Source organism: Streptomyces sp. NPDC057565 (genome assembly GCF_042801455.1).
GTDB classification, from domain to species: Bacteria; Actinomycetota; Actinomycetes; order Streptomycetales; family Streptomycetaceae; genus Streptomyces; species Streptomyces yanii.
The window spans coordinates 58,104-81,259 of record NZ_JBHVFU010000026.1; the positions used below are offsets into that span (position 1 = coordinate 58,104).

General features: G+C 69.2%; 21 protein-coding genes and 1 pseudogene. 12 read left to right on the plus strand and 10 right to left on the minus strand.

Annotated features, from left to right (window positions below; translation table 11 throughout):
* Window positions 1-49 precede the first annotated feature (49 nt).
* The 6 genes from ACFU8W_RS32235 (at window position 50) to ACFU8W_RS32260 (ending at window position 7,797) form a co-directional block, all read left to right on the plus strand.
* Entirely contained in the window at window positions 50-871 is an 822-nt protein-coding gene (locus ACFU8W_RS32235; RefSeq protein ID WP_384044772.1) for an ABC transporter permease, read from the plus strand.
* A gap of 4 nt (window positions 872-875) precedes the next feature.
* Entirely contained in the window at window positions 876-1,658 is a 783-nt protein-coding gene (locus ACFU8W_RS32240) for an ABC transporter ATP-binding protein (RefSeq protein ID WP_384044633.1), read from the plus strand.
* The gene (locus tag ACFU8W_RS32245) at window positions 1,655-2,671 is read left to right on the plus strand and encodes an aliphatic sulfonate ABC transporter substrate-binding protein (RefSeq protein WP_384044636.1); all 1,017 of its coding nucleotides are present in this window, start codon (window positions 1,655-1,657) and stop codon (window positions 2,669-2,671) included. Before ACFU8W_RS32240 ends, ACFU8W_RS32245 begins: the two co-directional genes overlap by 4 nt.
* A 209-nt stretch (window positions 2,672-2,880) precedes the next feature.
* Window positions 2,881-5,091, plus strand: coding sequence for a DUF4838 domain-containing protein (locus ACFU8W_RS32250; protein WP_384044639.1), 2,211 nt, complete (start codon window positions 2,881-2,883; stop codon window positions 5,089-5,091).
* A 297-nt stretch (window positions 5,092-5,388) separates the two neighbouring features.
* The gene (locus tag ACFU8W_RS32255; protein ID WP_384044641.1) at window positions 5,389-6,531 is read left to right on the plus strand and encodes an ROK family transcriptional regulator; all 1,143 of its coding nucleotides are present in this window, start codon (window positions 5,389-5,391) and stop codon (window positions 6,529-6,531) included.
* Between the two features lie 408 nt (window positions 6,532-6,939).
* Entirely contained in the window at window positions 6,940-7,797 is an 858-nt protein-coding gene (locus ACFU8W_RS32260) for a formylglycine-generating enzyme family protein (RefSeq protein ID WP_384044644.1), read from the plus strand.
* A 281-nt stretch (window positions 7,798-8,078) separates the two neighbouring features.
* Here ACFU8W_RS32260 and ACFU8W_RS32265 read toward each other — a convergent pair whose 3' ends face one another.
* On the minus strand, window positions 8,079-9,380 hold the full coding sequence (locus ACFU8W_RS32265; protein ID WP_384044647.1) for a hypothetical protein: 1,302 nt from the start codon (window positions 9,378-9,380) through the stop codon (window positions 8,079-8,081).
* 225 nt (window positions 9,381-9,605) lie between these two features.
* On the opposite strand from ACFU8W_RS32265, the pseudogene ACFU8W_RS32270 reads away from it, so the two are divergent.
* Window positions 9,606-10,035: pseudogene (locus tag ACFU8W_RS32270) on the plus strand (3-carboxy-cis,cis-muconate cycloisomerase); the annotation flags it as partial.
* Between the two features lie 5 nt (window positions 10,036-10,040).
* Here ACFU8W_RS32270 and ACFU8W_RS32275 read toward each other — a convergent pair.
* Entirely contained in the window at window positions 10,041-11,243 is a 1,203-nt protein-coding gene (locus tag ACFU8W_RS32275) for an amidohydrolase (protein WP_384044650.1), read from the minus strand.
* Between the two features lie 54 nt (window positions 11,244-11,297).
* Window positions 11,298-12,035, minus strand: coding sequence for a GntR family transcriptional regulator (locus tag ACFU8W_RS32280; protein WP_384044654.1), 738 nt, complete (start codon window positions 12,033-12,035; stop codon window positions 11,298-11,300).
* A gap of 226 nt (window positions 12,036-12,261) precedes the next feature.
* On the opposite strand from ACFU8W_RS32280, the gene ACFU8W_RS32285 reads away from it, so the two are divergent.
* The 3 genes from ACFU8W_RS32285 to ACFU8W_RS32295 all read left to right on the plus strand — a co-directional run bounded on the left by ACFU8W_RS32285 (window position 12,262) and on the right by ACFU8W_RS32295 (window position 14,489).
* Window positions 12,262-13,770: an APC family permease gene (locus tag ACFU8W_RS32285; protein WP_384044657.1), complete on the plus strand. Its 1,509-nt coding sequence runs from the start codon at window positions 12,262-12,264 to the stop codon at window positions 13,768-13,770.
* A 177-nt stretch (window positions 13,771-13,947) separates the two neighbouring features.
* On the plus strand, window positions 13,948-14,262 hold the full coding sequence (locus ACFU8W_RS32290; protein ID WP_384044660.1) for an amidase domain-containing protein: 315 nt from the start codon (window positions 13,948-13,950) through the stop codon (window positions 14,260-14,262).
* On the plus strand, window positions 14,169-14,489 hold the full coding sequence (locus ACFU8W_RS32295; protein WP_384044663.1) for a hypothetical protein: 321 nt from the start codon (window positions 14,169-14,171) through the stop codon (window positions 14,487-14,489). Before ACFU8W_RS32290 ends, ACFU8W_RS32295 begins: the two co-directional genes overlap by 94 nt.
* A 91-nt stretch (window positions 14,490-14,580) precedes the next feature.
* Here ACFU8W_RS32295 and ACFU8W_RS32300 read toward each other — a convergent pair whose 3' ends face one another.
* The 4 genes from ACFU8W_RS32300 to ACFU8W_RS32315 form a co-directional block, all read right to left on the minus strand.
* The gene (locus ACFU8W_RS32300) at window positions 14,581-14,736 is read right to left on the minus strand and encodes a hypothetical protein (protein WP_384044668.1); all 156 of its coding nucleotides are present in this window, start codon (window positions 14,734-14,736) and stop codon (window positions 14,581-14,583) included.
* An 84-nt stretch (window positions 14,737-14,820) separates the two neighbouring features.
* A complete protein-coding gene (locus ACFU8W_RS32305) occupies window positions 14,821-15,372 on the minus strand; it encodes a DUF4231 domain-containing protein (protein ID WP_384044671.1) in 552 nt (183 codons plus the stop codon).
* A gap of 10 nt (window positions 15,373-15,382) precedes the next feature.
* Complete coding sequence (locus ACFU8W_RS32310) at window positions 15,383-16,135, minus strand: glycerophosphodiester phosphodiesterase family protein (RefSeq protein ID WP_384044674.1); 753 nt, start codon at window positions 16,133-16,135, stop codon at window positions 15,383-15,385.
* A 579-nt stretch (window positions 16,136-16,714) separates the two neighbouring features.
* Window positions 16,715-17,179, minus strand: coding sequence for a MarR family winged helix-turn-helix transcriptional regulator (locus ACFU8W_RS32315; protein WP_384044677.1), 465 nt, complete (start codon window positions 17,177-17,179; stop codon window positions 16,715-16,717).
* Window positions 17,180-17,236: 57 nt separating this feature from the next.
* On the opposite strand from ACFU8W_RS32315, the gene ACFU8W_RS32320 reads away from it, so the two are divergent.
* Entirely contained in the window at window positions 17,237-18,106 is an 870-nt protein-coding gene (locus ACFU8W_RS32320) for an SDR family NAD(P)-dependent oxidoreductase (RefSeq protein WP_384044679.1), read from the plus strand.
* A 211-nt stretch (window positions 18,107-18,317) separates the two neighbouring features.
* Here ACFU8W_RS32320 and ACFU8W_RS32325 read toward each other — a convergent pair whose 3' ends face one another.
* Entirely contained in the window at window positions 18,318-18,767 is a 450-nt protein-coding gene (locus ACFU8W_RS32325) for a winged helix-turn-helix transcriptional regulator (protein ID WP_384044683.1), read from the minus strand.
* Between the two features lie 121 nt (window positions 18,768-18,888).
* On the opposite strand from ACFU8W_RS32325, the gene ACFU8W_RS32330 reads away from it, so the two are divergent.
* Window positions 18,889-19,806: an NADP-dependent oxidoreductase gene (locus ACFU8W_RS32330; RefSeq protein WP_384044686.1), complete on the plus strand. Its 918-nt coding sequence runs from the start codon at window positions 18,889-18,891 to the stop codon at window positions 19,804-19,806.
* A gap of 319 nt (window positions 19,807-20,125) precedes the next feature.
* Here the strand turns inward: ACFU8W_RS32330 and alr are convergent, their stop codons facing one another.
* On the minus strand, window positions 20,126-21,319 hold the full coding sequence (gene alr, locus ACFU8W_RS32335; RefSeq protein ID WP_384044775.1) for an alanine racemase: 1,194 nt from the start codon (window positions 21,317-21,319) through the stop codon (window positions 20,126-20,128).
* A gap of 188 nt (window positions 21,320-21,507) precedes the next feature.
* Window positions 21,508-23,124 (minus strand): PucR family transcriptional regulator, encoded by a 1,617-nt coding sequence (locus ACFU8W_RS32340; RefSeq protein ID WP_384044689.1) that lies wholly within the window; start codon window positions 23,122-23,124, stop codon window positions 21,508-21,510.
* Between the last annotated feature and the right edge of the window lie 32 nt (window positions 23,125-23,156).

The window sequence follows — 23,156 nt, forward strand, 5'->3', positions numbered from 1 at the left end:
GGCAGCCGCCGGAGTGGGCCGGCGACCGGACTCCCCGAAGGACGTCCCCATGAAGACCGGCGCGACCGCGCCCCGGTCCACCGCCGCCGAGGCGCCGGCCCGCACCCGGCGCCGGTCCGGCAGGCCGAGCCCGGGCGAGATCCTGCTCTCCGTGTGCTCCGCGGCCCTCGGCCTGCTGGCCTGGATCGCGCTGGCCCACAGCGGTATCCAGGGCTTCCCCGGCCCGTTGCCGGTGCTGAAGCGCGGCTGGGACCTGATCGGCGACGGCACCCTCTTCAGCGACCTCGGCGCCAGCCTCAGGCGCGTGCTCACCGGCTACGCGATCGGTGTGGCCCTGGCGGTGCCGATCGGCTTCGCGATGGGCTGGTATCCGATCGTCCGCCGTCTCGTCGAGCCCTGGCTGCAGTTCTTCCGGATGGTGCCGCCACTGGCGATCATCCCGTTGGCCATCGTGCTCATGGGTATCGGCGAGACCCCGAAGGTCTTCGTCATCTTCCTGGCCGCGTTCCTCTCCTCGGTGGTGTCGACCTTCCAGGGCGTGGTGTCGGTGGACTCCACGCTGGTCAACGCCGCCCGGGTACTCGGAGCCGGGGACGGGAGAGTGTTCCTGGGCGTGGTGGTGCCCGCCTCGACCCCCTTCATCCTGGTCGGCATGCGGATCGGCCTGGGCGCGGCCTGGGCCACCGTCGTCGCCGCCGAACTCATCGCGGCCCAGAGCGGCCTGGGCTTCCGGATGCAGCAGGCACAGCTCTATTACGACCTGCCCACGATGTTCGTCCAACTCGTCGTCATCGGCGCCGTCGGCCTGGCCATGGACCGGTGCCTGCTGTTCGCCGAGCGCAGGCTGACCGGGTGGCAGGAGAGGAGGTAACCCCATGCCCGCCATCACATTCCACGACGTCTACCAGAACTTCGACGCCAAGGGCGGTGACTTCGTCGCCCTCGACCACGTGAACCTCACCATCGAGGACGGCGAGTTCGTCACGGTCGTCGGGCCGTCGGGATGCGGCAAGAGCACCATGCTCAACATCGCAGCCGGCCTGCTGAAGGCGACGGGCGGCACCGTCACCGTGGGCGACGAGACCGTGTACGGCCCCAGCCCCGAACGTGGCGTCATCTTCCAGCAGTACGCACTGTTCCCGTGGATGACCGTCAGCGAGAACGTCGAGTTCGGGCTGAAGGTCGCAGGGGTCGGCAAGAAGGAACGCCGGGCCGCCGCACGGCGGATGATCGACATCGTAGGTCTCACCGACTTCGCCGACGCCCTGCCGAAGACGCTCTCCGGAGGTATGAAGCAGCGGTGCGCCATCGCGCGGGCGTACGCCGTGGACCCCAAGGTCCTGCTCATGGACGAACCCTTCGGCGCGTTGGACGCTCTGACCCGCGTTCGTCTGCAGGACTCCCTGCTGGAGACCTGGAGCCGCGACCGCCGCACCGTCATGTTCATCACCCACGACGTGGACGAGGCCGTGTACCTCGCGAGCCGGGTCGTCGTCATGGCCGCACGCCCCGGGCGCATCCACCAGGTCATCCCGGTCGGCCTGCCCTATCCCCGTACCGAAGAGATGCGACTGTCCGCCGAGTTCGCCGCACTGCGGCGGCAGGTCTGGAACGCCGTGTACCACCAGCCGTCCATGCTCGAAGGGGCAGCATCATGAAGCGCAGAACCATCGGCCTGTGGGCCGCGACCGCCGTCCTCGCCCTGACCGCCACCGCCTGCGGCAGCGACGGCGCTCCCTCGTCTTCCGGCAAGGGCACCAAGGTCACCTTCGGCTACATCGCGGACTACAGCGGCTCGGCCGCACTCGCCGTGGCCGCCAAGCAGGGCCTCTGGGAGAAGGCCGGGCTCGATCCCGATCTCAAGGTCTTCACCAACGGCCCCCTGCAGGTCCAGGCGCTCGGCGCCGGCGACCTCGACTTCGGCTACCTCGGCCCGGGCGCCCTGTGGCTTCCCGCCTCGGGGAAGGCGAAGATCATCGCGGTCAATATGCTCGGCCAGGCCGACCGCGTCATTGCCCGCCCCGGCACCGGCATCAGCAAGCCCGCCGACCTCAAGGGCAAGAAGGTCGCGGTCGCCGAGGGCACCTCCGGCGACATGATCCTCAACCTGGCGCTGGACCGGGCCGGTCTGAAGCCGGGCGACGTCACCCGCGTCACGATGGACCCGAGCACCATCGTCACCGCCGTCTCCTCCGGCCAGGTCGACGCGGCAGCTCTGTGGTATCCGCTCATCGACACGGTCAAGAAGCGCGTCCCCGGCCTTGTCGAGATCAGCCAGACCAGCGACTACTACCCGAAGCTGACCTTCCCCAACGTCTTCGTCGCCAGGCCGGACCTCCCTGCCAAGGACCCCGCCCTGACCAAGAAGGTCACCTCGGTGCTCCGGCAGGCCGACGACTGGATCGCCGCCCACCCGCAGGAATCCGAGAAGGTCGCGGCGGACTTCCTCAAGCTCCCCCAGGACCAGCTCGCGGACTCCACCAAGTACGTCAAGATCCTTTCCTCCCGGGAGCTCACCGACCTGACCGGCGACGGCACGGTCAACGGCTGGTTCGACGGCCTGACGGGGGTCTTCGTCAAGATGGGCAAACTGTCCTCTCCGGGGGAGGCCAAGAACTACTACCTCGGTGACCAGTACAAGGCAGCCGGCACCGCCGACGGCCGCCAGTAGCGGCCGGCTTCGCCGGCGGCCTCTGTACCGCCGGCCAGGGGGCCGCCGCAGGAGCCCGCTCCGGGCCGGGCTCCGTCGAGGAACTCCCGCGGCGGCGACCTTTGACGGCGCCTCGCGTCGAACGACGAACTGTCCGCGCGATCGATCCGAACTCGGAATGAATCGGCATCACGTCACGGCATCCGCAGCCAGACCCGAAGGAGCCTCACTTGCAGACCCGTCTTCACCGCCGCAGCTTCCTCATCGGCGCCACCGGCGCAGCCGCAGCGGCCCTGCTGCCCCTCGGTGCCACCCCTGCGTCCGCCCTGCCCGCCGACTCCGATGGACCGCTGCCCCTCGTCGATGGGGGACACGCCGTGGCCACGATCACCTGGTACGGCTCCGAGGTGGCGCGGTTCGCCGCCGAAGAGGTGCGTGACTACATCCTGGCGATCACCGGCGTCAGCCTGCCGCTGACCGAGGCGGAGGTGCGCCCCAGGACACCGGCCGGCAGCGGGGTGGTGCTGCGCTCCGGCCCGTCCCGCACCGTGCCGGACGCCTGGATCGCCGATGCCCGGGACGCCCTGGGCGACGCACCGGCCGACTCGTTCGCCGTCGTCACGGGCGAGGACCGCGCAGTGCTTCTCGGCACCGGCGACCGGGGCCCGCTCTACGCCGCCTACGCCCTGGTCGAGCAACTCGGCGTCCGCTTCTTCGCCCCGTCGTTCGCCTTCTACGAGGGGCACTCCGAACACGTCCCACGTTCCCGCTCGCTGCAGGTGGCGCCGCAGCGGTACGTGAGCAGGCCAGGCTGGGCACTGCGGCGGCAGTACGTCGAGGAGGGCTACAGCCACACCCGCTCCTCGCTGCCGCCGCTGATCGACTGGATGGCCAAGAACCGCCTGAACACCCTGGTCATCCCCAAGGACTACCTCGGCCAGGGCGTGACCACCTACGACTCGATGCGCGACGTCATCGCCCGCGAGGCGGCCCGCCGCGGCCTTGACGTCGAGGTGGGCGGGCACGGCTACGACAGCTTCCTGCCGCCCGCCCAGTACCCGCAGTACTACACCTCGGGCGGGCCGCTGTTCGACATCTACAACCCCGAGGCGCTGGACGCCTATGTCTCCCGGGTCGTGGAATACCTCCGGGCACGTCCGGAGATCACCGTCTTCGACTGCTGGCCGCCGGACGTCTGGCAGTTCCAGAACGAGATCCTGCGCCGCTACGGTACGCCGTCCAACGCCGAGTCCGTCGTGGTCAACAAGCTGGCCGCGGCCGTGCGCGAGCAACTGCCCGGCGTACGGGTCGAACGCATCGCGTACGCGTCCACGGTGGAGCCGCCGGATTCGGCCTACGCCTGCGACCCCGACGTGATCGTCGACTTCGCGCCGATCACCCGGAACTACACCGGGGGACTGGGCGACTCGGCAGTCGCCGCCAACGCGAAGCTGGCCGGGCCGCTCAGGCGGTGGCGGGAGTCCTTCGACGGGACGCTGTGCATGTACGAGTACTACCGGCGCTACCGCTGGCGCAGCCTGCCGGTGCAGGTGCTGGACACGGTCTCCGCGGACGTCGCGTTCGAGGCGGCCCTGGGCGTCGACGGCATGGGCATGTACTGCGAGCCCGCTGACTGGATCCCACATGAGCACCTGCAGTCACTGGTGGCGGCCAAGGCATGGGACCCCGGCCTGGACGGCCCGGCGTACCTCGACGGCTACCTCACCGCGCGGTTCGGCCCGGCCGCCGTATCGGCGATGCGCCGCTACTTCACCGCCACCGGGAAGGATCCCGACGTCTTCAACGGCAGTGCTGGTGCGGCCGACGGGGTGGAGCACTACTCCGCTGCCCGGACAGCGCTGTTGGACGCCCGGGACGGCGTGGCCGACGACTCCGGACGGCTCGTCGTCGACCGGCTGGTGCTCAACACCGACATCGCCCTGGCCGACATGGAGGTGGGCCGCTCGGGCACCCCCGCGGTCCGTGAGAAGTACCGCCGGGCGGTGGAGGCCAACCGGTTCGCCGGAGTGGTGCTGCCCAATCAGCAGGTGCGGCAGCGGTGGGGTGCCCAGAGCCCGTCGTATCAGGACGCCGCAATACGCCAGGCGATCGCCGACGAGTACCGAAGCCCCGCCGCCGGCAGTGTCGTACCCGACCGTGCCACGGTCGCGCCCGGAGGCTCCGCAGAAGTGACGCTCACTGCCTACGACGTCGACTTCACCGGACACACCGTCACCTGGCAGGCCGACGCACCCTCCGGCCTGCATGTCGCGCCATCCTCCGGGACACTCCGGGTGGCCGGGCAACGCACCGGCTCGGTCACCGTGACGCTGTCCGCGTCCGGTCAACTGCCTGCCGGCGGCCAGGAGGTCGTCTTCACCCTCAGGACGGAGGAGGGCACCAGGCTGCCCAAGGTCGTCCTCAAGGCTCTCGGGTCGTAGAGACCGCACCGCACCAGGAGGAGGAACGCGGATGTCCGGGGAGGCGAGCACCCGGCGTCGTCCTGCCCGTCCATCAGGACATCGCTGAAATGCCTCGCCTCCCCGGGCCGGGGCATCGACGTCTTTAGTCCGAATCCAGCACTATTTGTGGATGAAGGAGCGGTGCCGCAGGACGGCGGCCGCACAGCCGAAGTCATGAACAGGACTGCTCCGAAAGCTCTTCCCCCGCACGTTTGGTACGGTGGGGAATTCTTCCGAAGTTTGCCGGAAAGCCTGTCCAGGGCCCATCATGATGCTGTGACGGCTACCCCCGCCCGCCGTGCCCGGGCTGCCAACGACGAACTCGTTCTCGCCGAACTCCGACGATCCGGCGCACTGAGCCGTGCGGAGCTGGGACGCCGCACCGGATTGCCCAAGACGACGCTGTTCAGCACCGTGGCGGCATTGCTGGACAGCGGAGTGCTCCTCGAACGCGAGGCCGTCGACAACGGCAGCCGCAGCCGGGGCCGCCCGGCCTCGCAGGTGGTGCTCAACCCTGCGGCCGGCCTGTACGCCGGCCTGGACATAGGACGGGCCCGGATGCGTGCCGTCATCGTCAACGCCTCGCACGAGGTCGTGGCCAGTGACGCGTGCGACGTGCCTTCCTGTGTTCGCGCGGACGTGGTCGTTCCCGCAGCGGTGGACCTCATCCGCAGCGCCGGCGCGGAGGCGGGCATCAGCCTCGCCGCGCTGGCCGGTCTGGGCGCCGGTTTTGCCGGTGTACCGGGAGTCGAGATCGACGCGAAGGAGATCGAGCAGGTCCGCCGCGAGCTGAACGACGTGTTCGACGCGCCCGTGGCTCTCGGCAACAACTCGCGGGCGGCGGCGCTGGCCGAGGCCACCTGGGGTGCCGGCCGCGCAGTGGAGGACCTGGTGTACGTGCGCTGGTCCACCGGAATCGGCGGCGGATTCGTCGTCGGAGGCCGGGCCGTGGCCGGTGCGCACGGGGGTGCCGGAGAGATCGGCCATGTGAGCGTGGACCCCGCCGGCAAACGCTGCCACTGCGGTGGCCGCGGGTGCCTGGAGGGCTTCGCGGGCGGGGCCGCTCTGCTGGAGCAGTGCGTCCGGCGAGGCCTTGAGGTGGACGGACTCGACGGGCTGGTTGCCGCCGCTCAGAACCTGTCGCCGGTCGTCATGGAGGTGGTGGGCGCCGCGGCACGGCGGCTCGGTGGGGTGCTGGCGGGGACAGTGGCGCAACTCGACCCCTCCCGGATCGTCGTCGGAGGAGAGCTGGCGCAGCTCGGCTCCCTGATCCTCGACCCGGTCAGGCAGGCCGTGGCACAGCTGGCGCTCCCGCTCGCCAGGCGCCGGGTCGAAGTGGTCCAGGCCGACCTCGGCGTCAACGCGGCCGCTCTGGGCGCCGTGGCCCTCCTGCTGCGGCAGGGAACGGTCTCCGACTGATCGCCCCGGTCCGGGGCCGGTCTCCGGGACGTCGAAATGGTCTCGGGGCTCGACTTGGGAACACGCTGATGCGCGTTGCGTGGATCAGGTTCTCATTAATATGATCTGGATAAGGAAAAATTCGGCTCCGCATTCCGGCGAGGCCGGCGGCTGGTGCGACGGCCTGGCGGGCGACGTCCGCGTCGGCGAGTGGACTGCCCCGCCGCGTGTGTGACGGGAAGGAACGTCATGGACGGCATCGACATCTCCTTGAGTCACGGTCCGCCCTCGTCGGACGGCGCGGCGGCAGGGGGTGGCGGTGCGTGCTGCGGCCCGCGCCGCCCCTTTGGCCCATCGGGAACCGGGGCACAGTGCACCGGACGGGCGCCGGGTCCGGCACGGCGGGATCGCCGGGACGTCCTGCGCGGTATGGCCGCCATCCCCGGCGGCACGTTCTGGATGGGCGGCGCCGACGCCGACGCGTTCCCCGACGATGGCGAGGGCCCGGTCCGGCAGGTGACACTCAAGCCCTTCCACATCGACACCGCCGCGGTCTCCAACGCCAGGTTCGCCGCCTTCGTCAAAGCCACCAGATACACCACCGAGGCCGAGCAGTTCGGCTGGTCATACGTCTTCGCCGGATTCCTCGCCCCCGAGGCCCGCCGCCACCTCATCGACGGAACCGTGCCGGGCGCGCCCTGGTGGCTCGCCGTGCGCGGAGCGTCCTGGCGCTGCCCCGAAGGTCCCGGCTCGTCGATCGGTGCCAGGCCCAACCACCCGGTGGTGCACGTCTCCTGGAACGACGCCCATGCCTACGCGGCCTGGGCCGGCAAACGCCTGCCCACCGAGGCGGAGTGGGAGATGGCCGCCCGCGGCGGGCTCGATCGGCGGCGCTACCCGTGGGGCGACGAACTCACCCCGAAAGGCCGCCACCGCTGCAACATCTGGCGGGGCGACTTCCCGCACCGCAACACCGCCGAGGACGGCTACACCGGCACCGCCCCCGTGAACGCGTTCGCCCCCAACGGCTACGGGCTGTTCAACACCTCCGGCAACGTCTGGGAATGGTGCGCCGACTGGTTCAGCCCCGACTGGCACGCCCCCGACACCCCCCGGACCCGGAGCGACCCGCTCGGGCCAGTCACCGGCCAGGCCCGCGTCATGCGCGGCGGCTCCCACATGTGTCACCACTCCTACTGCAACCGCTACCGGGTCGCCGCCCGCACGGCCAATGCTCCGGACAGCTCCGCCGGGCACACCGGCTTCCGCTGCGCCTACTCCGAGTGACCGTCACCATCCGGCACGGTGCCGGGCCTGCGCGACCGCCGCCTGTCCGAGGACGAACAGACGGCGGTCGCGCACCAGAACGTCGCCAAGGTGAGGGCGACATTCTCTGAACTACCGATCGCGGCCCAATGAGGGAGCTTCGGGGGCACTTCAGCGGTGCGCCGAGGCCGCCGTCCAGGGGGATCCGATTGGCCGTCGTCCCTGGCAGGGTTCGGACCGCCCAGCGGGATGCTGCTCACGGCCCCGCTGGGAGGACAGTTTGCTCGTTCAGGCCGTCGGGCTCACCAACGGTCCAAGTACTCGTAGCCGTCGAACGTGCCGTAGGTGCCGCTCACCTTGGTGATGGTCACGGCGTGCTCCCCGTCATTCAGCCGAGGGGTCTCGTAGACGACGGTGTTGCTCTGACGCGAGGGCGACCGGGTGTCGACGATCACCGCATCGCCGCCGTCGACGGTGATGGCCAGCTCGCCCTGGTCGGCGTTGGTCTCCCCGTAGATGCGAACCCGGGATCCGGTGAACCGGAAGGAGACGGTGGACCCGTTCTCCTTGGCATAGAGGAGATCGTCGTGGAGGTCCCCGAGTCCACGACCGGAGGAGCGTGACCAACCGGAACTGGTCGTGCTCGGGTCGGTCTCGTTCACTCGGGTCCACTGGTGCGGATGGGCCGGCCGACCGACGGAGATCGGATGCGAGGCGACCGCGTCCGGGACGGCCACCTCGACGAAGGTGCTGCTGATGCGGCGCTGCTCCAGCAGGGTACGACCGGCGTAGATCCGGGTGTGGTCGGTCAGTCCGCTCACGGCCAGCAGCCGCGTGCCGTCGGCCGAGCGCGGGGATTCGTAGCGCAGCTCCAGCAGGCCGGACCGGGAGAGGGCCCGGTGGGCCGGCTCCAGCCCGGCCTCGGCGAACTTGCCCTCGGGGACGTCGGCGAGCGTGGGCGAACTGGGGATCTCGGTGTTGTTCCCTGTGACGACGGCCAGCGGGTCCGGTGGGCAGGGGTACCGACCGATGCGGCCCGACAGGTAGTTGTTCTCCGTCCACAGGTAGCCGGCCGGCGAGCAGCCGCCTTGCGAGGCCCCGGAGGTCTTGAACGCCACGTTGCTGTCCCAGGTGATGAACTGCGAGCCGGCATCGTCGTAGTAGGTGTAGTTCGTGTCCGGGCGGTCGTTGAAGGCCACGTTCCCCGAGGCACGGAACCCGCTGGCTCGTGTGGCGGCGATGTCGAGGGTGCCGTCGGCCTTCTCGATGTACTCAGCCTGGTGGCCCTCGACGTATATTGCCCCGCCGTCACGCAGTTCCTGCATGTAGTTGTAGATCAGGTTGTTGCTGATCACGTTCCGTGCGTTGACGTTCGGGTTGTTTCCCGGGTTGTCCGCATCGGTGGCGTGTCCTTGGACGATGCCCGCGGTGATGCCCGTGTACGGCGTGTCGAAGACCTCGTTGTGAACCATCCGCAGGTCCTGCCCGAACAGGATCGTGACGCCCGGAGCAGCCTTGTAGTCCCGTCCGGCCGAGTGGATCACGTTGTTTGCGAACCGAGTGTCCTTGACCACCTCGTTGGCGCCGATCGTGTCCCCGGCCACCGCTGTCGCGTCCGGCGTGCAGTGCTGTTTGATGCCTGAATGCGTGCCGGCGTCCCACGGTTGGCCGGGCGGCCTGCCGACGCGCAGACTCGGTCTTTGAGTGTGCGACTGTCCAGACGGCTCCGTTGCGCTGAACTTTCCGGGCCTGCTCAGGACCGTCATTCAGCCAGAGCGCATACGGGCACCTCTCGGTCACTGACGTTCTCAGGGTGGGTTCGGTCGGGGGAGGGGCAGGCCGGTGGTTCGTCCACCACGCCGCAGAAGGCCAACCCGGTGCGCGCCACACTCATCGTGGCGGCCGCCCGTCGCGCTCCGGGCCTGGCTGCGACGCTGTACGGCTCGCTGGCCGCCGACGACGAGCGGCTGGCCGGGGCGTGGCTGCAGCTCACCGAAGGGCTGATCGTCGCGGATCGGCCGGCCGCCGTGTTCGCCGAGCGGGATCGGCCGCAAGCGTGCCAAGGAGGTCCTGGTGAACGCCGCCGCCCGGGCCCGCGCGGAGACCACGGATCCGGCCGACGTCCTCGCCGACGTGCTGGACGAGGAGCCCGAACTCGCCGGTCCGGATCAGGGCGAACTGACCGACCCCGCCCGGTACACCGGATGCGCGGGCTCCCTCACCGACCGCGCGCTCGACCGCGGCCGACCGGCCCGGTAGCCCCTCTAAGTCAGCCGGCCCTCGCGGGCGATGACCCGGCCGGCCCGTACGACCATGGACGGAATCGGGCGGTCCACGACTACCTCGGGCAGCGAACCGGCGGCCACCAGGACGAAGTCGGCCGGGTCCCCGGTCTCCAGCCGGGAGGCGGGCAGACCGAGCAGAGAGGCGCCGCCCTGGGCCACCGCCTCGTAGCAGGACGCGAGTTCGGCATCGGTGCGGGCATCCGTGCGGTAGGCGAGCAGATGGGCCCGGGCGAGCATGTCGCCGTCACCGAACGGCGTCCAGGCATCGCGCACGCCGTCCGAGCCGACGGCCACCCGCACGCCGTGCGGGGTGAGCCGTGCGGGGTTCAGGACCGGGTCACCGCCCAGGGCACAGGTGACCAGGGAGACGCCGGCGTCGGCCAACCGCGCCGCTACGGCGTCGCGTTCGTCACCCCCGAGCTCGGCCACGGCGAAGGCGTGGCCGAGGGTGACGCATCCCTGCATTCCGGCGGCGACGGTACGCCGGGCGATCTCGGTGACCTGGCGCAGGCCGGCGGGCCCGCCGTCGTGCAGATGGATGTCGACCGGTACGCCCTTGCGGGCGGCCAGCCCGAACACGAAGTCCAACTGGCCGTCCATGTCGCCGTCGATGCCGATCGGGTCGAGGCCGCCGACCACGTCGGCCCCCTCGGACAGGGCCTGCTCCATGAGTTCGGCGGTTCCGGGCTCGCTCAACAGGCCGAGCTGGGGGAAGGCGACGATCTGGACGTCGAGGAGGTCCTTGCGGGCATCGGCCGCCGCCCGCACCCCGTGCACCCCGGAGAGGCCGTGGACGGGGGCGACATCCACATGGGCCCGCATGGCGCGGGTGCCACGGGCGATGGCCCGGTCCATGAGTGCCCCGACCCGCTCCTCCACCGGAGTCGTGAAGGCCGTCCTGGCCCGCACATCGCCGTCGATCAGGTCCCGGAGCGTGTCGGCGGGTTCGCGGCTCAGCCAGGGCCCGCCCCAGGTCGACTTGTCGGGGTGGATGTGCGCGTCGACGGGCGAGGGCAGGGCAAGGGCTCCCGCGGCGTCCACGGTCACGCAGCCGTCGGGCAACTCCGCCGGGTCGTACGCGGCGATCCGGCCGTCGGAGACCAGCAGGTCACGGGTGCGCCCGTCGAGGGAACGGACGGTGGTGAACAGGACATGGGGGCAGGCGGGGGCGGGCGTCGCCATGGGGCGGGCTCTCCTTCGTGGTGCGGGACGTCGTGCGTGGGACGGTCGTCTTGGTCAGGGCCGCCGACGGGGGCCGGGATCCGTCGGTTCATCGGTGGCCGCGGTGGCGGCGAGCATCTGCATCGCGGTATCGCGCGTCCCGGCCACATGGCTGCGGGCGATCCGTTCCGCCGCCTCCGCGTCGCCGCTCCGAATCGCCTCGTAGAGCAGTTCGTGCTCGCCGCACATCACGGGCCCGTCGCCCGGCTCGGAGGTGAGGCTGAAGAGCCGGCGCAACCGGCCGTCGAGCGGTGCCATCAGGTCCTGGAGCAGTGGATTGCCGGACATGACGACGATCTGCTGATGGAAGTCGGCATGGACCGAGCCCAGTTCGCGGGTCCGGCGGGAGGAGTCCGCGACGCGGCGGGCTCGGTCCAGGAGCCTTTCCAGGGTGCGCAGGCCGTCCCGGTCGGCGTGCTGGGCGGCCAGCGAGGCCGCCAGCGCCTCCAGGCGTTCCCGGATGTCGAAGAAGTGCGCGGCCTCGGCCGGGCCGAGCGGGGCGACGAACGCGCCCTTTCGTGCCTGGGCGGCGATGAATCCCTCGGTCTCCAGTCGCTGAATGGCTTCCCGTACGGGGATGCGGGACACCCCCAGCTCGTCCGCGAGTTCCCGCTCGACGATCCGGTGCCCGGAGGGGTAGCGGCCGTCGATGATCCTCTCGCGCAGTTCCACATAGACCTGGTCGCGCAGGGACTGATGTGCCGCACCGATGGTGCCGGTGGCGGTGAGGCCGGCGGTTCGGCTGCTGCTCATGGACTCGCTTCCTGCCCGTCTGAGCCGGTCTCTTCCGGCTCCCGTGCCGTGATCATCGCAGATTTCGGAAAGGTTCTGCAGACCCTTGCTTGGTATTCGGTATACCAGATAGCTTGAGCGCCGCGCCTAATCCGGCCGCTCTGAACTGGTCTTTTCCGCTGACCCATGCCTGGTGTCGGCATCAACTTCGGCGTCCTGCCGCCCGTTCGCACCTGAGGAACCACCGATGACGCAACCCTCGACGACCGTCCCGCCGCCCACATCCCCCTCCTCCGACATCCCGAACACCGCCCTGTCGTCCGGGAGCCCGGCGGGGCGCCTCGCCAAGGGGCAGATCGGCACCTTCGATCTGGTCTTCTTCGTCGTGGCGGCGGCCGCGCCGCTGACCGTGCTGGCCGGTGTCGCGCCGTTCGCCATCGGCATCGGAGGTCCGGGCACCCCGCTCGGCTATCTGGTCTCCGGTGCGCTGCTGGTGCTGTTCGCCGCCGGGTTCACTGCGATGAGCCGCTACGTACGCAATGCCGGAGCCTTCTACGCGTATGTCGCCCGAGGGCTCGGCCGGACGCTCGGCGTCGCCACCGCCTACCTGGCGACGCTCTCGTACAACCTGGTCGCCCCGGGTGTCGCCGCCGGGTTCGGCTACTTCGCCTCGACGACGCTGAGCGATCTCACCGGTGCGGAGCTGCCCTGGTGGCCGCTGTCGACCCTCTGCGTGCTGGGCACCGGGGTGCTGGGCTGGCTGCGGGTTACGCTGAGCGCGAAGGTGTTGGGGGTGGCACTGGTCCTGGAGGTCCTGGTGCTGCTGGTGATGGATATCGGGGTGCTGGCGGGCCGGGGAACCGACGCACTGGACCTCACGTCCTTCGATCCGTCCGTGCTGGCCTCCTCCGGCGGCATGGCCGGGATGTTCGTCCTGGTCATCGGCGCGTTCACGGGCTTCGAGGCGACCGCGATCTACGCCGAGGAGGCACGCGACGCGGAGCGCACGGTGCCCCGCGCCACCTTTGTCGCGATCGGGTTCCTGGCGCTGTTCTACGCCGTCGGGGTATGGATCCTGATGGGCAGCTTCGGCACGGACGAGTCGGTCGCGATGGCCCGGTCGTCGGACGGCCCGCAGTTGACATTCCACGCGGCCGACCAGTTCGTCGGCCCCTGGCTCGCCGACTCCATGCATGTGCTGATCGTGGTCAGCGCGTTCGCCGCCACCCTCGCTTTCCACAATGCCGCGGCCCGCTACCTCTACGCCCTGGGCCGCGAAGGCCTGCTGCCGCGCCGGCTGGGCCGGGTGTCGGCCCGGCAGGGTTCACCGGTGACGGCAGTCGTGGTGCAGACCGTCTTCGGCCTGGTGATCGTGGTGGGCGGTGCGCTGATCGGCGCGGATCCGTACTCCGAGATCTTCCTGTGGACCAACAGCACCGGCGTCCTCGGCATCATGATCATGCAGGCGCTGGCCGCGCTCGCCGTCTGCTTCTTCTTCCGCCGTGACCGGTGCGGCATGTCGGTCTGGCGGGTCGCGGTCGCACCGCTGATCGCCTTCGTGGGTCTCGCCGTCCTGTCGGTGCTCGCCACGCTCCACTTCGATCTGCTCACCGGACGCACGGGGGCGGTCAACGCGGCGCTGCTGGTGCCGCTGCCGGTGGTGCTCGTAGCCGGGATCGTGGTGGCCCTGCGCATCCGCCGTACCGACCCCGGGCGGTACGCGCAACTCACCGAGGTGGATGTCGAACGGGACTGAGTACTTGACGCTGTTGGGACTCTTGGTTTCCGCGCTCTTCCAGTCCCCAGCACCGAGGAGGGCGGCGACGGCAGGTTCGGCATCAACGTCGGCCTGACGACAGGCGTCGACCTGCAGGTGGGGACAGGAGATCGCTACTCACCCGCGGCTGATGCCTCCAAGAAAGCCCCGATCGGCATGCAGGGCACCAAGACCTTCGACTGCGACGCGGCAGCCAAGTACGCGCGCTACTGGTCCGGTGTCGACGCCACGGCCCCGTACGGTGTCCATGTCGTCTACCAGGACCGGTACAACGGAACATTCTCCCGAGCGAAGCAGGACAACAACTGCACCAACTTCGCCTCGCAGGCCATGAACGCGGGAGGCTGGCGATCGTCGGCGGCGTCGACCCCGACAACATGGACGTCTGGAACCTCGAACCCGGTGACCTGCTGTTCGCCGACTGGGATCCACAGAAGAAGCCGGACGGCAAGATCGACCACACCATGGTGATCTCCGGCAGCTACACATCGCTGGGGTTCACCGAGCCGACCTACTCCCAGAACTCGGGACACCGGCAGAACCTCCCGCTGAGTATCGGCATCAAGATTGCGACTGCGAAAGACCCGACGCCGAACACTGAAGAATCCATGAGCGGACAGAACAGGAAGGTCCACTTCCACCCCCGTCCACATCAAGGACAAGTTCGAAACCGGCTGATTGACGGGGCTTCCGACTGAGTGCACGCATCATCTCGCCAGATCCGACGTCGACGGGCCGCATGTACCGAAGTCTCCGTGCATGCGGCCCATCGACGTCTGCCCCAGAGGTTCACTGGCTGAGGCGGGTGGGTGGTCCCCACGCGAATGTGAGGTCGTCCAGCAGGAAGTCGTCTTCCTCCGCCTTCTGCCGCTGGTCACGCATGAGGAACGGGGCGCTCTCCATGCGTTCGCAGGTGATCAGGCTCTCGGGCTGACCGACCAGCATGCCGCGACCGTGTGCGGCGGGCGCGCCGTCGGGACGGCACGCGCGCACCAGCTGCTCCACGCGCCCGCGATGCCATGTCCGTTCTCACACCCGGTGCCGGGCATCCGGCAGCCCAGGATTCTGTCCGCCCGTGACAGGTTGAGGCGTCGGCAGCTCGTTGAAGAACGACTCGGCTTCATCGCGACGGATACCCATGATCATGTCGATCAGTGCGCGTGTATCGGCCTCTCTGTGCTCGGCGGAAGACGGCTCACCCGCTGTCCCGAGGCGGGCGATCTTCCACTTGAGGTACGCATGGCTGATCGCTATCTCGGTATTACGCAGCAGAATCCACGACTGGTCGAAGCGGTAGAAGGAGCGCAGAGCTGTGACTGCAGAGATGGCCACACCCACAAGTGACAGGACCAGTTCCTTATGGGCGAATTGAGAGGTGGCGAGCAGCGGAAGTAGCGCACCGGTGATGATCACAACGATGCCGCTGAACCGATGACCTCGTCTGTGCCAGCGTGCGCGGGCGTCGTAAAAGTGTCGCAACTTTTGGACATACCGCTCCACTGCCGCATCTAACTCATCCTCAGCAACATTCAGGAACTCGTGCAGGGACGGAGCGCGTAACCTTTGCACAGATTTCCCCACGGGGCCTCCCTCATATCGTTGGCCCCTGGTGGGCCGCCGGTAGATACCCGTCGAAGTAGAAGTTATCCGCCACGCGTGTGGCGCGGGCTTCAGTCTCTGCTGAGGTGATGGTCCAGGCAAGAAGTGGGATACCTCGCCGCTGCCAAAGCGTGGCGTAGGGGGACGGCAGCATCTCGAACTCGTATGCGATGAAGTCCGGAGATGTCGCAAAATTGGTGACCATTGTTCGACCGATCAACGCGGCCGCCCAGCTCGCGGAGCGCAATGCCCCGGAGACCTGCCCAACAGGTCTGTCATTGATCAGATGCCGTAGCCGGTATACGGCTAGAGGGTCGAAGGATTGCAGAGCGACAGGGCCGCGGTAGTCTTGAATTCTCGCAGCTACTGCTCTTTCCAGTCGTGGGCTCAACTCTGAACTCCAGCGCCGAACATCGATGACGACAGGGATCCGGCCGTCGATGACCTCCAGGGCCTGTTCGAGAGTGGGCACCGGTTCACCGGAGTCACGAAGACGCAACCGCCCCAAGTCCACACGGCCTATCTGGGAGACGTGCAATGGGGACCCTGCCATCCGCTCCAGCGTGGCATCATGCAAAACGACGAGTGTGCCGTCATGGGCCAACTGGACATCGAGTTCGATCGGGATGTCCCGCTCGGCTGCGCGACGGAATGCCGCTAGGGAGTTCTCGGGGATGCTGAGCGAGGTGTCGAAAAGGCCACGGTGCGCGATCGGCGCGGAAACAAGCCAGTTGAAGTCCCGCACAGGGCCCTCCTACGGTAGGTACCACCTTCCTGGGTATCCCCTCAGGGAGTCCGGGGAACCTGATTCCCGCTTCGTGCGTGCGGCCCGTGGCTTCGTTCACGTCTGACGGCAGCGTTTGTCGATGAGTTCCAGCAGCAGTACGCGATCTTCGACGCCACGGATATTCAACCGTATGCTCGGTCAGCTCCACTACTGCCTGCTGACCCGGACCCACTTCGACGAGGCCGTGGCCTTTCCCGTTGGGGCAGTGCCACAGCCCGCCCAGGGGATACCAGGCGTCTGATCGACTACGCTCCTGGCGACGACCAGCGAGACCCACACTCAGACCGCTTCCTCGGCGAGTTCAGGGAACTGAGGCACGGGAATTCGTACGGACCCTCCCTGGTCGCTGCCGTGCGCGGCGAAGGTGACCCGCACGAGAAGAACCTTGTGCGATACCTGCGTGCCGGCAGCGTCATCCTTGGCGGCGTCATCAACGAGTACCGATTCGCCACCTGACCTGCAGTGACGACCCTCCGATCCTCACTGGGTCTGACGCCTGATGTCGGTTGTGTGGAAGGGCTTCTTTTGCGGTGCGCGTCAGTTGGCGTTGTTGCCTGTGAGGGCTGTGCCGAGGTGCTTGAGCAGTGCGTCGAGTGTTGCCAGCTGTTGTGGTTCGAGCGAGTCGAAGCATCGGCGGAGTGCGTGCGTTCCAGCTTGCTCTGCGGCTGCCAGCGTCGCGCGGCCCGTCTCGGTCAGGGAGACGGTTTTACGGCGGCGGTCCTCGGGGTCGCCGGTCCGGGCGACCAGGCCGAGGCGTTCGCAGCCTTCCACGGCTTGGGTGACGGAGCGGGGTGCCTGTCCGAGCGTGGTGGCGAGCTCGGCTTGGTGGAGCGTGCCGCGGTCGGCCAGTACCCGGAGGATTTTGGTGCGGGACAGGGACAGGCCGGCGGTCGACGTCATGTACCGGTCGACCTGTTCGCGCAGACCGTGGGCGAGGGTGAGGAAGGAGAGCCCCACCTGCTCCGGAGTGCTGGCCGTGGTTGTTACTTCGGGCTGGTCCATGGTTCGGGTATCCTCGCACAACACAATCGTGAGGTACCTCATGAATGGAGTTGTGAGATGGAACGCCCCGTCGCAGTAATCACCGGAGCTACCTCCGGACTGGGCCGCATCGCCGCGTTCGAGCTGGCCCGCCAGGGCTACCGCATCGGCGCCGTGGCCCGCTCCCGCAGCAAGGCCGAAGCGCTCGTCACCGACCTCAATGAGGTGACCGACGCGCCCGTGGACGTCTTCCACGCCGACCTCGGCCTGACTGCGCACGCGCGCCGGGTGGGTGAGGAGATCGCCGCGTACTACCCGCGCCTGGACGTTCTGATCAACAACGCGGGTCTGCACGCCTTCGCACAGCGGGTCACCGCTGAAGGCTTCGCGGACATGACAGCGGTGAACTACCTGAGCCCGTTCGTCCTGACCGGGGCGCTGACGGCGAGGCTCGGGGCCTCCGCCCCGGCCCGGATCGTCAACGTCGCCTCCGAGGCATCCCAGCAGGCGAAGACGATTGCTCCGGCCGAGGACCTGCGCCGCACTGGCCCCTACAGTCGCCGGGAGTCGATGGCCCTGTATGGGCGCACCAAGCTGATGACCATCATGTGGACGCAGGAACTCGCCCGGCGCCTGGACACGGGCAAGGTGACCGTGAACTGCTGCGACCCCGGCTTCAACGCGACCGGCCTCGGTCGGGATCTGCCAGGCTCCGCCGTACTGCAGCGTGTGCTCAACACCCTGAAGATCGGCGACCCCCGCAAGGGCGCCGGCATCATCGTGCGGCTCGCCACCGACCCGGCCCTCAGCCGCACCAGCGGCGGCTACTTCTCCGTGCGTGACGCCCGCCCGCTGCAGTGCCCAGAGCCCGGACGGGACCCGCGCGTGCAGCGCGAGCTGTGGGACGAGACGGTGGCGCTCCTCGCCGCCTGCCGCTCGGCCGGCTGAGCCTGGGGCGTCGGTCTCAGGGAGGACGGCAGCCAGTACCGGGGTACCGGCCCGGCTACAGATTCGTCCTCGAGTAGCTCATTTCGGTCGCACCCGACGGCCTCGTTCGCGGGCGCGCGACCCCTCCGACGCTGAGAAACCGGCGCGGACTCGACTCACGGAACGCCGCCGAACGCCCCGATTCGACTGGCTGGAGGTTTGAACAGCAAGCTCAGTGTTCGGCTGCCGCGCGGTGGTGTTCCTCCCGGTGGGCGAGCACGTCGCTCATGTGCGCTTCGGCCCAGTCCTTGAGGCCGGCCACGACGCGGTTCAGGGACAGACCGAGTTCGGTCAGTTCGTAGGTGACAGTGACGGGCACGGTGGGTGTGACGGTCCTGGTGACCAGGCCGTCGACTTCCAGGGAGCGCAGGGTCTGGGTGAGCATCTTCTGGCTGGCGCCAGCGAGCCGGCGGGACAGTTCGGAGAAGTGCATCGCTCGGGGCCCGTCCCCGTGGTCGACCCCGGGACGGTACGGGCCGTCGCTGCCGAGCGCCGCGAGGATCAACGCGACCCACTTGTCGGATATCCGGTCGAGCAGCTGACGGCTGGGGCAGCCCGCCATGAACGCGTTGTAGCTCGTCTTCTCCTCGGCCCGGCGCTGAGCCGCTGTCCGTGTCGACATTGATCGCTCCTTCGGTACCCGAGAGGGGCTTACGCACTTTCAAGTGCCTGCTTCCGCGAAGAGGTTAACGAAACCAGCATGGAGCTCGGAAACAATCACCCCGCCGCAAGGGAACAAAGCCATGAGTGCTGCCACTTTCCGCACCGCCGTCGTCCGCATCCCGAACGGGCCCGACTCGATCGAGATCATCGACGTGCCCGTCGCCGAGCCCGGCCCCGGCCAGATCCGCGTCGCCATCGCTGCGGCGACGGTCAACCCCACCGACCTCGGCGTCGCAGCGGGCTTCTTCCACTCGATCGGTCTGGTCCAGCAGCCCGAACACACCGGCCTGGGCTGGGAGTTCGCCGGCGTCGTGGACGCGGCCGGGCCGGGCGTCGACCGGGCCGTCGGCACCCGGGTGGCCGGCCTGGTGGCCGGCTTCGACCGCGACTACGGCACCTACGCCGAGCAGATCGTGGTCTCAGCGGCCGACGTCGCCCCGGTCCCCGACGGGCTGGACCTGCTGGCCGCGACCACGGTCCCCCTCAACGGGCTGGCCGCCGCGCACGTCGTCGACCTGCTCGGCGACGCGCCCGCCGGGGCCGACCGACTGCTGGTGACCGGCGCCGCGGGGGCGGTCGGGGCGAACGTCACCGTCCTCGCCCAGGAACGCGGCTGGCAGGTGACCGGGCTCGCCCGCGCCGGCGACGAGGAGTTCGTCCGCAGCCTCGGCGCCGACTTCACCGCACACGCCGAGCCGGAATGGGACGCAGTTGTCGACCCCGCACAACTCAATGACCAGGCCCTCAAGCTGGTCCGCGACGGCGGCGCCTACGTCGGCCTGCGGCCCGGCCTCGAACCCCCCACCGAGCGCGGAATCTCGGTCACCTCCGTGGTGACCGCCTCCGACCGCACCCGACTCGCCGACCTCCTCACCCGCGCCGCCGCCGGCGACCTCCCGACCCGCGTCCACGCCGTCGTCCCGCTGGACCAGGCCGCCGAAGCCCACCGGGCCACCGCCGAGGGCGGCCTCCGCGGCCGCTACATCATCTGCCCCTGACCAGCCCGGCGCCGAGTGCGCGGCCGTGACAAGTAGCTCTCTGGAGTGATCGTGCGGGGCATTGGACCGTCCAGGCCGGGTCAGGTGGCCGGGGGCGTGAGGGTACCCGCCCACCCGCAACGGACCGGCCCCCTGGAGGGCCGTCGCCGCGCGGGACGCGAAAGCGGGAACCCAGCGCATCCAACACCGTTCGGGATGCGCCCAGTACGCAGCAGTGGGTCCAGGACTCACTCATGCACACTGGCTAGGAACGGTAAGCGGTGTGGTGCTGTGAGTCATTCCGGAGGCTTTCTGATCCGGGCTGGTGAGTGGGGCGACTTCAGCGTTCGTCGTGGCTGGAACCATCGGTGTACGTACGCGGTACGCGGCCACCGATGCGCGTGACGATCTCGTAGGAGAGGGTCCCGGCGGCACGCGCCCAGTCCTCGGCGCTGGGTTCCCCGCGGTCTCCGGGGCCGAAGAGCACGACCTCATCGCCGACTGCGGCCGTGTCGGCGTCGAGGTCGACGACGAACTGGTCCATGCAGACCGTGCCGGCCACCGTGCGCCAACGGCCGGCGGCGAGGACTTGACCGGTGCCGGAGGCGTGCCGGGGTACGCCGTCTGCGTACCCGAGGGGGACGAGGCCGAGCGTCGTCTCGCAGGAGGTGCGGTAGCGGTGGCCGTAGGAGACTCCGTGTCCGGTGGGGACACGTTTGACGGAGACCAGCCGTGCGGTGAGCGTCATCGACGGCCGCAGGCCGAGGGCCGCCGGGCCGGCCAACTCCGGTACCGGGCTCAGCCCGAAGAGCGCGAGGCCGGGGCGCACGAGGTCGAAGTGGGTCTGTGGAAGGGTGAGCGTGGCGGCCGAGTTGGCCAGGTGCAGGACTTCAGGGCTCAGCCCGGCCTTTCGTGCCAGCTGAACCGCGTCCCGGAAGTTCTCCACCTGCCGGTCGCACCCGGGATGGCCGGGAGAGTCGGCGTGAGCCAGATGGGACCAGATCCCCACGACCCGAACATGCCCGGATGCCTCCGCTCGCGAGGCAGCCTCGACCAGCGCAGGCCACTGGGCGGACGAGGTGCCGCCGCGCCCCAGTCCGGTGTCGATCTTCAGGTGCAGCAGGCCCGGGCGGCCTGTGACCTGCGCCGCCTGTGCCGCCGCCTCGACCGCCCACGTGGCGCCCGCCGACAGTTCGATCCCTTCGACCATGGCGGAAGCCCAGTCGTCGCCGGGGCCCAGCAGCCAGGCGAGGATTCGGCTGCTGATGCCCGATGCGCGCAGTGCCAGCGCTTCATGCATGCGGGCGACGCCGATCCATGTTGCGCCGCCGGCCAGCGCCGCGCGGGCGCAGGGGACCATGCCGTGTCCGTAACCGTCGGCCTTCACCACGGCCATTACTTCGGCGGAACGTGCCGTATCGCGCAGCCGGGCCGCGTTGTCGCGGATCGCTGCGAGATCGATCCGGGCCTCCGCGAGCGGCGTTTTCTCCTCCGCTCGGTGCGTGTGGCTGGGGGCCTCGTGGGGGCTGCCGATTGTCACGCCGTCGTCCTTCCATGGGATCCTGCGATGCCCCGTTGGGCTGCGGGTGGAGCCATGGTGGCGGCGGGGACAACGTGCCGTCATCGTGCGAACGGCACTGTGCTGCGGCGGCCGGGAGTGCTGCTGGGACAACGAGGGAGAAAAGACGTGCCGGGCGCCACAGGGGACGCTCACGCAGGCCGTCAGGCCTGGTGATCCTCCTTGGTGGGTGCGCCGCTCTCCGCGCCGTAGCGCAGGGCCGTGAGTTGAAGGAGCAGTGCGGAACGGACGTCCGGGCTGTCCAGCTGCAGCTCCACGACGTCCCGCAGACGACGCATCCGGTGGCGGAGCGTGTTCGGGTGGATGTGCAACCGGGCGGCGGCGGCCTTGGGGTCGCCCATCTCCTCCAGCCAGGCTTCCAGAGTCGGCACGTAGCTGGTGCGGCACTCGCGGTCGTGGTTCACGAGATGTCGCAGAGGCCCGATGTCCGCGGTCCGGGCGGTTGAGGCAGCGAGGGCGACCCGACGGTGGACCACCTTGGCCCATACGTCGTCGTGGACGGCCTGGGAGTCCGTGATCAGCCCGGACATGAGCAGTCCGAGCGTGTCGTCGGCTTGCTCCCGGGAGGCGGCAAGCTCTGGAACGGAGGCAGCGAGCCCGCCCACGGCGACGAGTTGCGTGGCCCGGCCGGCGGTCTCGCCGAGCTCGTACAGCCACTCGGAATGGCGTCGCGAAGCAGGGGCCACTGGCTCGGCATCCACGATGCCGTAGACCACGCTGCCGATCACAGCTGCTGGTGAGCGCAGACGTGAGCCGGGGAACCGGGACAGTCGTTCCTGCACTGCCAGGCGTTGCGTCTCGGCCTCGTCAGCACCATCGCAGCGCACGCCCACGGCGATCACCCGCCAGGGTCCGGCCGACAGCCCGAGGAGGCGCGCCGCATCCACGGCACCCGCCTTCCCGTGCAGCACTCGCGCGACCATGTCCGTAAGTACGAGGCGCTCCCGGTCAGCCTCTGCACGACGACGGAGCAGGTGCAGGGCCGCGGCGTCCGCGGCGGCTGCGAATGCCACGGCGCGCTCGGCCGGGACCGGACCCGGCACGATTGCCCATATCGAGCCGAGGACGTCCCCTCCTGCATGCACAGGCACCACGAGTCGGGGCTTGGTTCCCTCGACGACTGCAGGAACGTAGATGGGCCTCTTGTTCTGGGCGATCTTGCGGAAGACGCCGTGCCGCCGGTAGTGCGCGTTCACCTCGTCGGGAACGTGACGGCCCATGATCGTCGCCACGCGTGCCTCGTCGTCACGCTCCTGCCGGGTGGAGTAGGCGAGTACGCGCGAGCTCCGGTCCTCGATGGTGACGGGAGCGTCGATGATGTTGGCGATCGCATCGGCCAGGTCGAACAAGTCCGCGGCTTCAGCCACTCCAAGGCCCGCGACTGACTCCGCGAGCCTGTCACTGTCGAGCGCTGCGCGTAGCAGCGAGACGACCTGGGCCCACCCTGCCTGATGTGCGACCTGTATCAGTGCGACTCCTGCGGCCGTCGCCGCCGTGGTCACCTCCGCATCCACGGCTGCCGGTGCCTTGAGCAGCAGCGCGGCGGCGGACTGCCGGGCGCACAGTGACAACAGCCCAAGGGCCGCTTCTCGGTCGACCAGGTTCACGCCAAGGATCACGTCACCCCTGCCCAACTCGAGCTCGCTGTCCGGTTCGGCGATCACCACTTCACCCAACGCGACCGGAGCCCTGCCGGGAGCGGACACCTCTGACAACACGGACGCTCCCACGGCATCGAGAAGTCCTTGGAGAGTGATCATGAGCTTCCACCTGCTCGCCTTATCGGGCCCAA

What these genes read in the sequence shown, in the direction of transcription:
- ACFU8W_RS32260 (WP_384044644.1), top strand. Translation starts at nt 6,940, where the DNA reads ATGGCCGCCATCCCCGGCGGCACGTTCTGGATGGGCGGCGCCGACGCC.
- ACFU8W_RS32340 (WP_384044689.1), bottom strand. Translation starts at nt 23,124, where the DNA reads ATGATCACTCTCCAAGGACTTCTCGATGCCGTGGGAGCGTCCGTGTTG.
- ACFU8W_RS32320 (WP_384044679.1), top strand. Translation starts at nt 17,237, where the DNA reads ATGGAACGCCCCGTCGCAGTAATCACCGGAGCTACCTCCGGACTGGGC.
- ACFU8W_RS32325 (WP_384044683.1), bottom strand. Translation starts at nt 18,767, where the DNA reads ATGTCGACACGGACAGCGGCTCAGCGCCGGGCCGAGGAGAAGACGAGC.
- ACFU8W_RS32290 (WP_384044660.1), top strand. Translation starts at nt 13,948, where the DNA reads ATGCAGGGCACCAAGACCTTCGACTGCGACGCGGCAGCCAAGTACGCG.
- ACFU8W_RS32295 (WP_384044663.1), top strand. Translation starts at nt 14,169, where the DNA reads ATGGACGTCTGGAACCTCGAACCCGGTGACCTGCTGTTCGCCGACTGG.
- ACFU8W_RS32245 (WP_384044636.1), top strand. Translation starts at nt 1,655, where the DNA reads ATGAAGCGCAGAACCATCGGCCTGTGGGCCGCGACCGCCGTCCTCGCC.
- ACFU8W_RS32285 (WP_384044657.1), top strand. Translation starts at nt 12,262, where the DNA reads ATGACGCAACCCTCGACGACCGTCCCGCCGCCCACATCCCCCTCCTCC.
- ACFU8W_RS32240 (WP_384044633.1), top strand. Translation starts at nt 876, where the DNA reads ATGCCCGCCATCACATTCCACGACGTCTACCAGAACTTCGACGCCAAG.
- ACFU8W_RS32330 (WP_384044686.1), top strand. Translation starts at nt 18,889, where the DNA reads ATGAGTGCTGCCACTTTCCGCACCGCCGTCGTCCGCATCCCGAACGGG.
- ACFU8W_RS32275 (WP_384044650.1), bottom strand. Translation starts at nt 11,243, where the DNA reads ATGGCGACGCCCGCCCCCGCCTGCCCCCATGTCCTGTTCACCACCGTC.
- ACFU8W_RS32315 (WP_384044677.1), bottom strand. Translation starts at nt 17,179, where the DNA reads ATGGACCAGCCCGAAGTAACAACCACGGCCAGCACTCCGGAGCAGGTG.
- ACFU8W_RS32280 (WP_384044654.1), bottom strand. Translation starts at nt 12,035, where the DNA reads ATGAGCAGCAGCCGAACCGCCGGCCTCACCGCCACCGGCACCATCGGT.
- ACFU8W_RS32300 (WP_384044668.1), bottom strand. Translation starts at nt 14,736, where the DNA reads ATGCTGGTCGGTCAGCCCGAGAGCCTGATCACCTGCGAACGCATGGAG.
- ACFU8W_RS32235 (WP_384044772.1), top strand. Translation starts at nt 50, where the DNA reads ATGAAGACCGGCGCGACCGCGCCCCGGTCCACCGCCGCCGAGGCGCCG.